We start from the raw sequence: 12435 nt of genomic DNA, 5'->3' as shown, positions 1-12435 counted from the left end.
CGGCTATCGCTCCGTAACCTGCCTGAAGCCGTCTAAATCAGGGATCAGGAGCGTCGCATGAATGCCATCAACACGGGCCAGCAGGTCAGCCCGGCCACCTTGCACAAGGTGATCGCCGCCTCGGCCATCGGCAACTTCGTCGAGTGGTTCGACTTCGCCGTCTACGGTTTTCTCGCCGTGACCATCGCCTCGCTGTTCTTCCCACCGGGCAATCCGACCCTGGCGCTGCTGCAGACCTTCGCCGTGTTTGCCGTGTCGTTCGCCCTGCGCCCGCTCGGTGGCATCGTCTTCGGCATTCTCGGCGACCGCATCGGACGCAAGCGCGTGCTGTCGATCACCGTGCTGCTGATGGCCGGCGCCACCACGCTGATCGGCCTGCTGCCAACCTACGCCAGCATCGGCCTGTTCGCCCCGCTGCTGCTGGCGCTGGCGCGTTGCCTGCAGGGTTTCTCCGCCGGTGGCGAGTATGCCGGCGCCTGCGCCTTCGTCATGGAACACGCGCCCACCGAACAGAAGGCCCGTTATGGCAGCTTCGTGCCGGTCTCGACCTTCATGGCGTTCGCCTGCGCCGCCGGGTTGGTATTCGGCATGGGCTTGTGGCTGGACGAAGCGCAGATGCAGGCCTGGGGCTGGCGCGTGCCCTTCCTGATCGCCGCACCGCTGGGCCTGGTCGGCCTGTACATGCGCCTGCGTCTGGACGAGTCACCGGCCTTCCAGGCCCTGGCCGCGCAACCTCATCCGGAACATTCGCCGCTGCGCGAAACCCTGCGCGAGCACGGCGGCACCGTGCTCTGCCTGTCGGCGTTCATCTCCGCCACGGCGCTGTCGTTCTACATGTTCACCACCTACCTGACCACCTACATGCAGGTGGTCGGTGGCGCAGCACGGCCGGTGGCATTGCTGGCCAGCCTGATCGCGCTGTTCTTCGCCGCCCTGCTGTGCCCTTTCGTTGGTCGCTATTCGGATCGCGTTGGCCGCCGCCGCACCATCCTGACTGCCGGGGTGGCGCTGATCGTCGCGGTGTATCCGGCCTTTGCCCTGGCCGCCTCGGGCACCCTGCTGGCTTCAGCTCTGGGCGCCATGCTGCTGGCAGTGGGTGCGGTGATCTGCGGCGTGGTAACCGCCGTGCTGCTGTCCGAGCAGTTCCCCACCCGGGTGCGTTACACCGCCTCGGCGTTCACCTACAACCTGGCCTACACCATCTTCGGCGGTACCGCGCCATTGATCGCCACCTGGCTGATCGAGGCAACCGGTAATCGCATGTCGCCGGCCTACTATCTGATCGTCATCGCCCTGCTGGCCCTGGCGGGTGGCCTGGCACTGCCCGAGTCGTCAAGGCGGCCGCTGAACTATCAACCGGCCTGAGGCCTCGCCGAGTCTCGGCTGCGGCACACAGGTCGCAGCCTACCTCCTACCACCCCGGCTGGCGCTGGCCGTCATCGATGGCCACATAACGAAGGACTCAGTTGCGCAAAGTGGACCAGTAAAAATCCACAAAAATGGATCTATGTGGCTAGACCACTGGTGCGTACATTCGTCCTCACCGGGCCGCAGTGGTACTGCCAGTTGCAGAGGGGCATCGGTTTCTTCTCAACTCGCATATGGATGAAAACCATGAGCAAGCGCCTCGATTACTTCGCACTCTCCCCCAAGGCCTCCGGCAAGTACGCCGAATTCTCCACACTGCTGACCCGCAGCCCGTTCCTCGCACCGCTGGCTCATCTGGTCATGCTGCGTGCCTCGCAGATCAATGGCTGCGCCTTCTGCGTCGACATGCACGTCAAGGAAGCGAAGATCCATGGCGAGCGCGAGCTGCGCCTGCACCATGTCGCCGTCTGGCGCGAATCGCCGCTGTTCTCCGCGCAGGAGCGCGCCGCGCTGGAGTGGACGGAAGCCCTGACCCAGCTGTCGCCGCATGGCGTGTCCGACGCTATCTACGCCAGCGTGCGCGAGCAGTTCTCCGAGCAGGAACTGTCGGACCTGAGCTTCCTGGTGGTCGCCATCAATGGCTGGAATCGCCTGAGCGTGGCCTTCCGTAACGTGCCGGGCTCCGCCGACAAGCAGTTCGGCCTGGACAAGGCCGACCTGGCCTGAAGCCCGATCTCAGAGAGGTTACGCCCATGTCTGCAGCTATCCGCGTGCTGCGCCTGATCAGCAGCCCGCGTGGCGCTGAATCAGAAAGCCTGCGTCTGTCTCACCTGGTGCTCGACGGCCTCGCTGGCCAGCACTCACTGCAGGTGCAGGACGTCGACCTCAACGATCTGCAACATGTCGACCGCGACTATGCCATGGCTCTAGCGTCCCCCTCTGACGCTGACCAGGCAGAGCCCGGCAGTGCCCTGCAGCGCTCCGCCGAGCTGATCAGTCAGCTCGACGAAGCGGATGTGCTGCTGATCGCCACCCCCATGCACAACTACACCGTGCCCTCGACACTCAAGGCCTGGGTCGATCACATCGTGCGCATACGTATGACATTCAACGGCACACCGCAAGGCAAGGTTGGCCTGCTACGTGATTGTCCGGTGTACGTGGCGCTGGCCTCAGGCGGGCTGATCAGCGGCGAGCAGGCGCGGCAGCCAGACTTCCTGCGCCCCTACCTGCAGGCGGCCCTGGCCACGGTGGGCCTCAGGAACATGCACTTCTTCTGTGTGGAGGGTACCGCCAGAGGTGAGCAGGCCCTGCTGGAGGCCCGCGCCATGGCGCAGTCACAGGTAGCCGCGTTCTTCTCTGCCGAGTGAAACGGCTGACAACATGTCAGGCGTCTGAGCGAAGGATTCTGTAGGGTTGCGGACGATGGTGACGAATAGCCTGCGTCATCCATCAGACAGACTCGTAGCCCGCTCAATGGAACCTTCGCATGTTGCCCCAGCCGCTATACGCTCGACCGGCCCGCCTGGCCCTGCTGACCTTCAACTGCCTGGCAGCGCCAATCGCCCTGGCTCAGCAGCCTATGCAGCTGGACGCCATGCAAGTCAGCGGCGCACCGCTGAGCGAAATCGAGGCCGCGCAGGAAGAGCTGAAACAGGTCCCCGGCGCCACCAACCTGGTGGACATGGACAAGGTCGAGCAGGGCCGCGTGGCCGGCGTCGCCGACGTGCTGGCCTACCAGCCCGGCGTCTACGCGCAGTCCCCCGGCAACGAAGGGGTGAAGATCAGCCTACGTGGCTCGGGCATCAACCGAGGCCCCGGCTCGCACGCCTCCGGCACCCACATCATGCTCGACGGCCTGCCGCTGACCGGCTCCGGCGGCACGCCCTACGAACTGCTGGAGCCCCTGTGGATAAGTCGCGCCGAGGTGCTGCGTGGCGCCAATGGCTTCGACCGCGGCTCGCTGGCCCTCGGCGGCGCCATCGACTACATCACCCACACCGGCTACACCGCGCCCAAGCTGCAACTGCGCTATGAAACCGGCAGCTACGGTTACCAGAAGCGCAACATCGCCTCCGGTCAGGTGCTGGGCGATTTCGACTACTACCTCGCCCTCACCGACAGCCGCACCGACGGCTATCAGGATCACTCATCGGGCAAGGGCAAAGGCATCGCCGCCAACTTCGGCTATCAGCTCAACGAGAATCTGGAGACGCGCTTCTACCTGCGCTACCGCGAAACCGAGCACGAAACGCCCGGCCGCCTGACCAAGGCCCAGCTCAAGGACGACCCGCGCCAGGCCGCTGCGGCCAATCGCAGTATCGACGCCCACCGCGACCAGCCCGGCAGCACCTGGCTGGCGAACAAGACCACCTGGCGCATCGACGATGACTCCACCCTGGTCGCCGGCCTGGCCTATCACCACTACCCCATGGATATCACCGAGACCGCCTATCGCGGCGGCGCCTACCGTATCCGCGTGGACTACAGCGATATCAGCGGCACCCTGAACTACACGCGCCGGCATACCCTGTTCGGCCTCAATAGCAGCACCACCATCGGCTGGCGCAGCACCACCAACCTGCCGAGCAGCAAAGCGAAAGAGACCGCGGCGTTGCCGATCAACGTCAACGGCACACCCTATCCGGCCGGCACACTGATGCGCGACTACGAGCACCTGGGTTCGGACAACGTGCTGCACTTCAGCAACGACACGGAGCTGACCCCCGATCTGTGGCTGACCAGCGGCCTGGCGCTGATCTACACCTGCCGTGAAGCCGAAGTGACCTGGCCGGCCACCGACGACAGGCTCAGCGAACACACCTGGGACTACGCCCCGCGCATCGGCCTGCGCTACCAGCTCAATCCTGATGTGCAGTTATTCGGCAATATCAGCCGCTCGGTGGAACCGCCACATGCCTGGTCGATGCTCTGGGGCTCGCCGCTACGCTTCTCCAGCACCACCACGCAGCCCTATGCCGCGCGCCAGCGCGCTGCCATCAGCCTGGACAACCAGACCGCCACCACCTTCGAGGTCGGCGGCCGCGGCAATTCCGCGCTGGGTCAGTGGGAGCTGACCTACTACTACTCACAGGTGCGCCACGAATTGCTCACAGTCGAGATCGAGCCCAACGTCTTCGCCGAATCCAACGCCAGCCCCACCGTGCACCAGGGCATCGAAGCCGGCCTGACCAGCCCGCTATGGCAAGGTGGCGCCGCCGGCGCCCTGAGCCTGCGCCAGGCCTACACCTTCAGCGACTTCCACTACCGCGACGACGATGCCTTCGGCGACAACCGCCTGCCCGGCCTGCCGCGCCACTACTACCAGGCCGAACTACGCTACGACCACCCGAGCGGTTTCTACGCAGGCCTCAACAGCCAGTACGCCTCCAAGGTGGCGGTGGACTACGCCAACTCCTACTATGCCGACGCCTACGCCACCTTCGGCGCCACCCTCGGCTACGCCTCGCCCAAAGACGACTGGCAAGCCTGGCTCGACCTGCGCAACCTGACCGACAAACGCTATGCCGCCACCGTTACACCGGGCTATGACGACAATGGCGCCGATGTGGCGCGATCCACGCCTGGGGAAGGGTTTGGGGTGTATACCGGACTGTCCTGGAGTTGGCTCTGATGGCACAGACCTACACAACGTACTACCTGGAGATGACCTCGCCGGATCAACTGAAAGCCAAGCCTCAGCGCAGCGATCTGCAGATCGTCGAATGCGAAGAACCGCAACCTGAACTCAATCGCTTTCTCTACCAACTGGTCGGCTCGACCTGGGAATGGGGTGATCTGGACGACTGGAGCGACGAACAATGGCGCACCGTGGTGGAAAACCCAGCGCACCGAACCTGGGTCGCCTATCACCGTGGCTCCATCGCTGGTTACTACGAGCTATTCCGTCCTGACGGTCGCAGCACGGAGATCCGCTACTTCGGCCTGGCTCCGCAGTTTCTAGACCGCGGCTTCGGCGGCACATTGCTCAGCCATGCCATTCACTCGGCCTGGCAGTGGCCGGGGACTGAGCGCGTTTGGGTGCACACCTGCACCTTCGATCATCCGGCGGCCCTGGCCAACTATCAGGCGCGTGGTATGCGGGTTTATCAGGAAGAAGTCTGCGATATATCCAGCTAAAGAAGACTTTTACCCAGCTTCCAATACTGCTGCATCATCGGGGGGTGATCGCCCAGCACGTAGGGTGGACAGCGCTCTTCCTGTCCACCGCCCCTCACATTACGCCCCCGCCACACCCTCTTTGCGCAGCAGATAGCTGTCCATGATCCACCCATTGCGCTCGCGCGCCTCGGCGCGGGTGGTGACGATGCGTTCAGCCACTTCGTCCAGCGGGCCGGCGATCAGGATTTCATCGGCAGTACCGACGTAGGCGCCCCAGTAGATATGCAGGCCCTGGCCGACGAAACGGCGGTAGGTGTCCTTGGCGTCGAGCATCACCGCCACGCTGTCTACGCCCTGCGGCCAGCCTTCTGCGAGCAGGCGGCCGGTGGTGATTTCCACGGCGCGACCGATGCTGTTGAGCGGGATGCGGTGGCGCGCGGTCAGCGCCTGCAGGCTGGTGATGCCAGGGATCACGTCATAGACGAAATCGCTACGCCGCGCGGCGATGCCTTCGATGATGCGGATGCTGCTGTCGTACAGCGAGGGGTCGCCCCAGACCATGAAAGCCGCCGTCTCGCCATCGGCCATCTGCTCGTCGATAAGCTGCTCGAACACCGCCTGTTTGTCGCGGTTGAGTTCGTCGACGCTGGCGCGGTAGTCCGCCGCCTCGCGTTCACGCTCCGGTTGCAGGCCTTCGGCGAAACGAGGCGTGTGACCATCGAGGAAACGTGCGCAGATCTCGCGGCGCAGGGCGTTGAGCTTGTGCTTGGCCGCGCCCTTGTCCATCAGGAAGATCACATCGCTACGGCGCAGTGCCTTGATCGCCTGGTAGGTGATGTAGTCCGGGTCGCCGGCGCCAATGCCGACCAGCAGCAGGGTTTTCATGAGGTTCTCCAGGTGCGCCCCAGCACGCCGGGCGCCAGGTCGTCGATATGGTGGTAGTCGGCTTCCAACGCCTGCGCCAGTTGGCGGGCTCGGCCCAAGCGGATGGGGGCGAGCTCGGTATCGAGCAGCAGGGTTGGGCACGGCAAGGGCGCCAGTGGCGGCAGGTCACGCAAGCGGCCATCGGTCAGGATCAGCAGGCGCTGGCGTTCGCTCGGCTTCGCTCGTTGCCGACGCAGCAGCCAGTCACCCGCCTGATTGAGCGCATCGAGCAACGGCGTGCCGCCTCCGGCGCCCAATTCTTGAAGCCATCGATGCAACTCCGCGCTGGCCTTGCGCCCGTGCCATAACCATTGCGCCTCACGGCCCCCGGCTTGCAGCACGGCCAGTCGCGCGCGCTGGCGATAGGCGCTGTCGAAGACTTCGGCGAGCACGCCCTTGGCCAGGCTCAGGGCGCCATGGCGGCGGGTGGAGGCAGAGGCATCGACCAGCACCAGCCACAGCTCGTCGGCCTGCTGGCTGCGCGGGCGCAGCACCAGTTGTTCACGGCGTTGCGGCCGGCCCTGGCGCAGGGTCGCCGGCCAATCGATACGCCCGTCCGCACCGCTGCGGGCGGCACCACGCAGGCCGCCGCCGAGTCGTCCGGGCCGGTTACGGGCATCCGCGCCTGTGGCTGTGCGCGGGCGGATGCTCAGGGCTTTTTTGGCCAGCGTGGCGGAACGCGCCGCTCACCCATAGCCTGCGGCTGCGCCGGCAGTTCGCCCCACTGACCTTCAGCCTGATTCTGTTCCTGCGCCTGCTGCGGCGCCTGGTTCTGCTCGGGCGGCGTGACAGCAGGCGGTTGTGGCTGGCGACGGCGGTGACGCAGGACGAAGTCCTCCACCGCGTCGATATCCACAGGCTCGATGCCCGCCGCGCCACGCCAGGCGGCATGTGCTCGGGCGGCGCGCAGCCAGACCAGATCGGCGCGCAGACCATCGACGCCGGCAGCGAAGCAGCGCTGACTGATCTCGCCCAGGGCGGCGTCATCCAGCGGGATATCGACCAGGCACTGGCGGGCATTGCGGCAGCGCTCGGCGAGGGCATCCTGCTCGCCCTGCCAGCGTTGCAGGAAGGCAGCAGAGTCGGCATCGAAGGCCAGCCGGCGACGCACGATCTCAGCGCGCTCGGACGGCTGCGGCTGGCCATCGAGGGCCAGGTTGAGGCCGAAACGGTCGAGCAGTTGCGGGCGCAACTCGCCCTCCTCGGCGTTCATGGTGCCAATCAGCACGAAGCGTGCGGCATGCCGATGGGAGATGCCGTCACGTTCGACATGGTTGACCCCGCTGGCGGCGGCATCGAGCAGCAGGTCGACCAGATGATCGGGCAGCAGGTTGACCTCATCGACATAGAGCACGCCGCCATCGGCACGGGCCAGCAACCCAGGGGAAAACTGCGCCCGGCCTTCGCCCAGCGCTGCGTCCAGATCCAGGGTGCCGACGATGCGCTCCTCACTCGCCCCCAGCGGCAGGGTGACGAAGCGTCCACCATCGAGCAGATCGGCCAGGCCACGGGCCAGGGTGGACTTGGCCATGCCGCGCGGCCCCTCGATCAGCACCCCGCCGATGGCCGGATCGATGGCCGCCAGGCACAGCGCCAGCTTCAGCGAATCGGCACCGACCACAGCGGCGAGGGGGAAGTGATGTTCGGTCATGGCTTATCTCAGATCAATGACGATGGGTGGCGCGCACCAGATTGCTTATGGCCCACGCTCAATTCCCAATACCGCAGATGCTCAGTGGAAACAGGATGATCCCGACGACACGGGGAAGAAGGGCTCCCAATCCGGCGCAGACCAATGCCCCCAGCAAAGCCCAAATGCCCAGTTCTCCCAGGCCAACCGGCTCACTGGTCAGCAGTACGCACATCAGCAAACCGACCCATATTCCAGCCACAGCACCAATACAGGCCGAACGAATACGCTCGCGCCGGGTGATCGGGCTTCGCCACCAAAGCTGTAAACGGTTAAGTACGCCGAGAGTCATGGGTGCCTCGCGATCCGTAGGGTGGGTTAGCGGCGCTGAACGCCGGCCTTATATCTGCAGAAAAACTCGGCGCGCCGCGTAACCCACCAGGCGATACTCCGTGTGACGCCGATGGTGGGTTACGCCGCACCCGCTTCAGCGAGTTGGCCAGCAACCATGACAGGCGGCTAACCCACCCTACGGGAACGTGTCGCGTCATGCTTCCTCGCTATCGAGCAGCAGGTTTTCCAGCGCTTCGCGGTAAGGCCCGGGATTCTCCCACAGGCCGCGCTGCTGGGCTTCCAGCAGCCGTTCGAGGATGTCGTTGAGGGCGCCGGGGTTGTGCTGCTGGATAAAGTCGCGAGTGTCCTTATCGAGCAGGTAGGCATCGGTCAGCAGCGCGTACTGGTGGTCATCGACCAGCTCGCTGGTGGCGTCGAAGGCGAACAGGTAGTCGATGGTCGCGGCCAGCTCGAAGGCGCCCTTGTAGCCGTGGCGCTTCATGCCCGCGATCCATTTGAGATTGGCGGCGCGGGCACGCACCACGCGGTTGAGTTCTTCCTTCAAGGTGCGAATACGCGGCGTATCAGGGTGGCTGTTGTCACCGTGATAGCTGGCCACCTTAAGCCCGCGCAGGGTTTCCACTGCCGCCAGCATGCCGCCCTGGAACTGGTAGTAGTCGTTGGAATCGAGGATGTCGTGCTCGCGGTTGTCCTGGTTGTGCAGCACCGCCTGCATCTGCTCCAGGCGCTCGACGAAGCGCTGCCGTGCGGGCGCGCCCTCGGCGCCGCTACCGTAGGCGTAGCCGCCCCAGTTCAGGTAGACCTCGGCGAGATCGGCACGGCTCTGCCACAGACGCTCCTCAATGGCGTTCTGCACCCCGGAGCCATAGGCCCCCGGCTTGGCGCCGAACACCCGCCAGCCAGCCTGACGCCGCGCTTCGGCTTCATCCAGGCCACCATCCTTGAGCGCCAGCGACTCGCGCCAGACCTGCGCCGAAAGCGGGTTCATGTCTTCCGACTCGTCCAGCTCGATAACCGCCTGCACGGCGTCATCGAACAGGCGAATCAGGTTGCTGAAGGCATCGCGGAAAAAGCCCGAGACGCGCAGGGTGACATCCACCCGGGGTCGACCAAGCTGTTCCAGCGGCAGCACCTCGAAGCGCTCGACGCGCTGACTGCCCGGCTGCCACACCGGCCGCACGCCCATCAGCGCCAGTGCCTGGGCGATATCGTCGCCGCCGGTACGCATGGTCGCCGTGCCCCACACCGACAGGCCGAGCTGGCGCAGGTGGTCGCCCTCGTCTTGCAGATGGCGCTCCAGCAGGCGATCCGCGGCCTGCACGCCAAGACGCCAGGCAGTCGGTGTAGGCAGATGGCGCACGTCGACGGTAAAGAAGTTGCGCCCGGTGGGCAGCACATCGAGGCGACCACGACTCGGTGCGCCGCTCGGCCCGGCGGAGACGAAACGCCCTTCCAAAGCCGCCAGCAGGCCGTTCATCTCTGCATCGCCGCAAGCATCCAGCAAAGGCGCGATATGCTCAGCCAGGCCATCGAGGATCAGCGCCACCTCGGTGCCGAAATCTTCGATGCGCTCGCCGGCCAGACGCCGCTCGATCAGCCCCAGCGCCAGCAGCTCCAGGCGCTCGCGGGTATCACCGACCGTGCGCCACAGGCTGTTATCCACAACCTGCAACGTCTGTGGACATGGCCCTTGCCAGGACTGGCCCATATCGCAATCCAGCGGATCGAGGCCCAGTTCCAGGCCACGGGCCAACGCGCGCAGCAGGCTGGCATTGGCACCCTGACCATCGCCACGGGGAATGCGCAGCAGCGCCAGGAGCGTGTCACGGCGCAGTTGCCCGGCAGGCGATTCGCCGAACACATGCAGCCCATCACGAATCTGCGATTCCTTGAGGTCGCACAGATAGGTGTCGAGCTGCGGTAGCCAACTGTCAGCATCGTCGTTTAGCTGCAGACCCAGTTCGCGGTCAAGGCTGGCCTCGCGCACCTTGGCCAGTATCTCGCCACGCAATTCCACGGCGCGGCGCAGGTCGAGCTGGCTGGCGTCGTAATACTCGTCAGCCAGGCGCTCCAGATCGCGCAGCGGGCCGTAGCTTTCGGCGCGGGTCAAAGGCGGCATCAGGTGGTCGATGATCACCGCCTGGGTGCGGCGCTTGGCCTGCGCGCCCTCGCCCGGATCGTTGACGATAAAGGGATAGATATTCGGCAGCGGGCCAATCAGCGCCTGCGGCCAGCAGCCCTCGGACAGGCCGACGCTCTTGCCCGGCAGCCATTCCAGGTTGCCGTGCTTGCCGACGTGGATCAGCGCATCGGCGTCGAAAGCCGTGCGCAGCCAGGCGTAGAAGGCGATATAACCGTGCGGCGGCACCAGGTCGGGGTCGTGGTAAACCGCTGCCGGGTCGAGCTGGTAGCCGCGCGCCGGCTGGATACCAACGAAGGTCAGGTCGAAGCGCAGGCCGGCAACCATCATCCGCCCACTGCGGAACATCGGATCGTTCTGCGGCTCGCCCCAGCGCTCGCGCACCGCCTGCTGATTGGCCGCTGGCAGGCTGTGGAAAAACCCCAGGTAGTCGTCCAGCGCCAGGCTCTGCGCGCAGGGCCGTGTATCCAGACCATTGAGGTCATTGGTGACGCCACCGAGCAGGCTGTGGACAAGTGCGGTACCGCTGTCCGGCAGGTTATCCACTGGATAGCCATGGGCCTGCAGGGCGCGGAGGATATTCAGCGCGGCAGCCGGTGTATCCAGGCCGACGCCGTTGCCGATGCGGCCATCGCGGGTCGGGTAGTTGGCCAGGATCAGGCCGATTCGCTTCTGATCGTTGCTTTTGATCGCCAACTGGCACCAGTTCCTCGCCAGTTCCGCGACATAAGCCATACCCGGTTCATGCGCCTGGTAGCACACCACATCGCTCTGGCTACGCTCGCTGCGCCAGGCCAGACCTTTGAAGCTGATGGCGGTACCAATCAGCCGGCCATCCAGCTCAGGCAGCACCACATGCATGGCCAAGTCACGCGAGCCCAGACCTTGGGCGCTGGCCTGCCATTGCGCGTGATTGTCCAGCGAGCAGATAGCCTGCAGCACCGGGATATCACGGCGAAACACCCGCGCCTGTGGCGCCTCGGGGTTGGAAAGGGCGAAGCCGGTGGTGTTGATGATCAACGCAGCGTTGGTTTCGTCCAGCCAGGTCTGTACCTGATCCAGGCAGGCAGATTCCTTGAGGCTGGCCACGGCGATAGGCAGCGGGTTAAGGCCGTGGCCGAACAGGTGCTCGCAGAAGGTATCGACGAAGGCGGTGTTCGCCGACTGCACATGATTGCGGTAGAACAGCAGCGCCACCACGGGCGCCTCCGGCAGCCACTGCGTCTGCCAGTCAGCCAACTGAGCAGGGCTACGCTGCGGGTGATAGAGGCCGACACGCGGTAGCGGCTGCGGCTCCTGCCAACTGTCGTCACGCCCCAGCCAGCGGCTGCCGATGCAGCGAAACAACTGCCGGGCATTGTCCAAACCGCCCTGGCGCAGGTACTTCCAGAGGCGCTGGCTATCTTCTTCACTGACATTACCGAGCGCATTCAGCTCCGGGTCGGGCTTGTCGTCGCCGGGCACCATGATCACCGTGGCGCCGCGCGCGCCCAGCTCCACCAGACGCTCGACGCCATAACGCCAGTAGCTGACCCCGCCATGCACCGAGATCAGGATGACCTTGGCGTACTGCAGCACCTGCTCGAAATAGAAGTCTACCGAGGCGTTGTTGCTCAGCTGCGCCGGGCTGGCCAGGCGCAGGCTGGGGTAGTCGTCCGGCAATTGCCGAGCGGCCTCGGCCAGCAGGGAGAGGTGCGAATCACCCGTGCACAGCAGCACCAGCTCGGCAGGCGTCTGGCCAAGGTCGGCGATGCTGTCGGCCGGCAGTTGGGCGCCGGGTTGGGTGCGCAATAGGTGCATGTTCGTTCCGTGGTAGGGGCTTTAACCGCGACTGGTGGTAGCGCCGTAGGGTGGACTCAGTTATCCGGCGGACTGTTCGCTTCGCTCCTGAGTCCGC

At 65.3% G+C, this 12435-nt stretch carries 10 protein-coding genes; 5 read left to right on the top strand and 5 right to left on the bottom strand.

Annotation, left to right across the window (positions count from 1 at the left end; genetic code table 11):
- Window positions 1–57: 57 nt before the first annotated feature.
- From BM186_RS12515 to BM186_RS12495, 5 genes are all read left to right on the top strand, one after another.
- On the top strand, window positions 58–1365 hold the full coding sequence (locus BM186_RS12515; RefSeq protein ID WP_074915610.1) for an MFS transporter: 1308 nt from the start codon (window positions 58–60) through the stop codon (window positions 1363–1365).
- A 240-nt stretch (window positions 1366–1605) separates the two neighbouring features.
- Complete coding sequence (locus BM186_RS12510) at window positions 1606–2094, top strand: carboxymuconolactone decarboxylase family protein (protein ID WP_083431595.1); 489 nt, start codon at window positions 1606–1608, stop codon at window positions 2092–2094.
- Window positions 2095–2120: 26 nt separating this feature from the next.
- Window positions 2121–2738, top strand: a complete 618-nt coding sequence (locus BM186_RS12505) for an FMN-dependent NADH-azoreductase (RefSeq protein ID WP_083431594.1) — start codon at window positions 2121–2123, stop codon at window positions 2736–2738.
- A gap of 119 nt (window positions 2739–2857) precedes the next feature.
- Window positions 2858–5002, top strand: coding sequence for a TonB-dependent receptor family protein (locus BM186_RS12500; RefSeq protein ID WP_074915608.1), 2145 nt, complete (start codon window positions 2858–2860; stop codon window positions 5000–5002).
- On the top strand, window positions 5002–5508 hold the full coding sequence (locus BM186_RS12495) for a GNAT family N-acetyltransferase (protein WP_074915605.1): 507 nt from the start codon (window positions 5002–5004) through the stop codon (window positions 5506–5508). Before BM186_RS12500 ends, BM186_RS12495 begins: the two co-directional genes overlap by 1 nt.
- Before the next feature lie 99 nt (window positions 5509–5607).
- On the opposite strand, the gene cobF is transcribed toward BM186_RS12495, so the two are convergent.
- The 5 genes from cobF to cobN form a co-directional block, all read right to left on the bottom strand.
- Window positions 5608–6375 carry a precorrin-6A synthase (deacetylating) gene (gene cobF / locus BM186_RS12490; protein ID WP_074915603.1) on the bottom strand — a complete coding sequence of 256 codons (768 nt, stop codon included), beginning with the start codon at window positions 6373–6375 and terminating at the stop codon, window positions 5608–5610.
- Complete coding sequence (locus tag BM186_RS12485) at window positions 6372–7082, bottom strand: vWA domain-containing protein (RefSeq protein ID WP_074915602.1); 711 nt, start codon at window positions 7080–7082, stop codon at window positions 6372–6374. Before BM186_RS12485 ends, cobF begins: the two co-directional genes overlap by 4 nt.
- Window positions 7064–8065: a magnesium chelatase ATPase subunit I gene (locus tag BM186_RS12480; RefSeq protein WP_074915600.1), complete on the bottom strand. Its 1002-nt coding sequence runs from the start codon at window positions 8063–8065 to the stop codon at window positions 7064–7066. Before BM186_RS12480 ends, BM186_RS12485 begins: the two co-directional genes overlap by 19 nt.
- 58 nt (window positions 8066–8123) lie before the next feature.
- The gene (locus BM186_RS26295) at window positions 8124–8396 is read right to left on the bottom strand and encodes a hypothetical protein (protein WP_139228011.1); all 273 of its coding nucleotides are present in this window, start codon (window positions 8394–8396) and stop codon (window positions 8124–8126) included.
- A gap of 195 nt (window positions 8397–8591) precedes the next feature.
- Window positions 8592–12338, bottom strand: coding sequence for a cobaltochelatase subunit CobN (cobN, locus tag BM186_RS12475; RefSeq protein WP_074915598.1), 3747 nt, complete (start codon window positions 12336–12338; stop codon window positions 8592–8594).
- Between the last annotated feature and the right edge of the window lie 97 nt (window positions 12339–12435).

Source organism: Ectopseudomonas toyotomiensis (assembly GCF_900115695.1).
In the GTDB taxonomy this organism is placed as follows: domain Bacteria; phylum Pseudomonadota; class Gammaproteobacteria; order Pseudomonadales; family Pseudomonadaceae; genus Aquipseudomonas; species Aquipseudomonas toyotomiensis.
This window is presented reverse-complemented; position numbering and strand designations above follow the sequence as displayed.

Excerpts from the sequence above, each read along its gene's own strand:
- BM186_RS12515 (WP_074915610.1), top strand. The coding sequence starts at position 58 with ATGAATGCCATCAACACGGGCCAGCAGGTCAGCCCGGCCACCTTGCAC.
- BM186_RS12510 (WP_083431595.1), top strand. The coding sequence starts at position 1,606 with ATGAAAACCATGAGCAAGCGCCTCGATTACTTCGCACTCTCCCCCAAG.
- BM186_RS12505 (WP_083431594.1), top strand. The coding sequence starts at position 2,121 with ATGTCTGCAGCTATCCGCGTGCTGCGCCTGATCAGCAGCCCGCGTGGC.
- BM186_RS12500 (WP_074915608.1), top strand. The coding sequence starts at position 2,858 with ATGTTGCCCCAGCCGCTATACGCTCGACCGGCCCGCCTGGCCCTGCTG.
- BM186_RS12495 (WP_074915605.1), top strand. The coding sequence starts at position 5,002 with ATGGCACAGACCTACACAACGTACTACCTGGAGATGACCTCGCCGGAT.
- cobF (WP_074915603.1), bottom strand. The coding sequence starts at position 6,375 with ATGAAAACCCTGCTGCTGGTCGGCATTGGCGCCGGCGACCCGGACTAC.
- BM186_RS12480 (WP_074915600.1), bottom strand. The coding sequence starts at position 8,065 with ATGACCGAACATCACTTCCCCCTCGCCGCTGTGGTCGGTGCCGATTCG.
- BM186_RS26295 (WP_139228011.1), bottom strand. The coding sequence starts at position 8,396 with ATGACTCTCGGCGTACTTAACCGTTTACAGCTTTGGTGGCGAAGCCCG.
- cobN (WP_074915598.1), bottom strand. The coding sequence starts at position 12,338 with ATGCACCTATTGCGCACCCAACCCGGCGCCCAACTGCCGGCCGACAGC.